The organism is Sneathia sp. DSM 16631 (assembly GCF_014892235.1).
Classification (GTDB): Bacteria; Fusobacteriota; Fusobacteriia; order Fusobacteriales; family Leptotrichiaceae; genus Sneathia; species Sneathia vaginalis.
Genome location: NZ_JADBHL010000031.1, coordinates 1 through 2042, shown reverse-complemented (window position 1 = coordinate 2042; position 2042 = coordinate 1). Strand labels below are relative to the sequence as shown.

Here is a 2042-nt window from a genome sequence, read left to right as displayed (position 1 = left end):
CCCGAGTTTGACAGTTTTAAATAATTAAAAATGTTGTAGATATATTGAAATCTACATTTTTTTGTCAAATTTTTTTAATTTTTTTGTAGCAATCAGTAGCAATATATGGTATAATATAGTATAAATATGTTTTAGGTGGTGTCATTATGAAATTATGTATAAATAAATCTAAAAATTCTGCTAACTTTTATGTGCAAAAATCTGTCAGAAACGGAAATAAAGTAAGTGGTGTTACAATAATGAAATTAGGTAATCTTGAAGAAGTTACTAAAAAAGCTAATGGACAAGACCCTTATGTTTGGGCTAGAAATTTCGTTGATGATTTAAATAAAAAAGAAAAAGAAAAAAATAAAGAAGTCCTTATCCCTTTATCTACAGGGAAATTAGTAGAAATTGATAAAAAAAATTCTTCTGATATTGGTTACTTTTTTCTTAAGAATATTTTCTATTCGCTAGGTTTAAATGATATATGCGATAGTATTTCTGATAAATATTCTTTTAAATATGATTTAACCAATATACTTGAAACACTAATATACACTAGAATCCTTTATCCTTCATCTAAGTTATCTTCTAATGAGTTAGCTAAAAATTTCCTTGAAAAGCCTAACTTTGAATTACATGATTTATACAGATCTTTAGATGTTTTGGCTAATGAAAGTAACTTTATTCAAAAAGAAGTTTACAAGAATAGTCATTCTGTAATTAAAAGAAATAAACAAGTTTTGTACTATGACTGTACTAATTTCTTCTTTGAAATAAATGAAGAAGATGATTTTAGAAAGTATGGAAAATCAAAAGAAAATAGACCTAATCCTATCGTAACAATGGGGCTATTTACTGATGGTGATGGAATTCCATTATCTTTTGGTCTTTTTGAAGGTAACAAAAACGAGCAACCAACATTAAAACCATTAGAAGAAAAAATATTAAAAGATTTTGGTTTAAGTGATATTGTGGTTTGTACAGATGCAGGATTATCATCTAATGCCAACCGTAGATTTAATGACTTAAAGGTATATAACAGAAGATTAAGAAGTTTTATCACTACTCATTCTATAAAATCTTCAAAAGATTACATACAAGACTTTGCCTTATCTCCTAAAGGCTGGAAAATAGCTGGTAGTGATAGTGTATATGATTTATCAAATTTTGATTTTGACAATGAGGATGTAAGAAATAGATATATAAATACAATCTTTTACAAAGAAAGAATAATAATCGAAGATTTATCACCTAGTGATATTAAAAAAGGTATTAAACCTTTAGAACAAAGATTAATAGTTAGCTTTTCACTTAAGTATCTATTGTATTGCAGAAAAGTAAGAGATGAACAATTTAAAAGAGCAGAAGAATTAATAAAGACTAGAAAATATAGAAAAAAATATACAAATCAAAATGATCCTAACAGATTCATAGCAGTAGAAAAAACAACTGAAAACGGAGAAATTTGTGATACAGAAACCGCAGTACTTAATCTTAAAAGAAAAATAGAAGAGGAAAAATATGATGGTTTTTATGCAGTTTGTACAAACCTTGATGATATACCAATTAATACAATATTAACAATAAACAAAAGAAGATGGCAAATTGAAGAATGTTTTAGAATATTTAAGAATGAATTCAAAGCAAGACCTGTATATGTAAGAACAAAAGAAAGTATAGAAGCACATTTTCTAATATGTTTCTTGGCACTATTGATATACAGAATACTAGAAAACAAGTTAGATAATCAATTTACTTGCAGAGAAATAGTTGACACCTTAAGAAATATGGCTTTAAAAATACAAAAAGAAAATATAGCGTATTCACCAAATTATGTAAGAACAAAAATAACTGATGCAATACATAGAAAATTTGGCTTTAGAACAGATTATGAAGCTATTGAATATTCAAATTTAAAAAAAATATTAAAAAAAATTAAAAAACAAAAAATAGAGAAAAAATAGCTACATTTTTTCAGAACTAAAAAACGGCTATAGATACAGTAAACACTGGTCTATAGCCTATTTATATCCTTAAAAACTGTCAAACTCGAGATT

1 protein-coding gene is annotated in these 2042 nt (G+C 25.9%); it reads left to right on the top strand.

From position 1 onward, the window contains the following. Positions 1–146: 146 nt before the first annotated feature. The gene (locus IMK15_RS06265; protein ID WP_192942281.1) at positions 147–1949 is read left to right on the top strand and encodes an IS1634 family transposase; all 1803 of its coding nucleotides are present in this window, start codon (positions 147–149) and stop codon (positions 1947–1949) included. Positions 1950–2042: the final 93 nt, after the last annotated feature.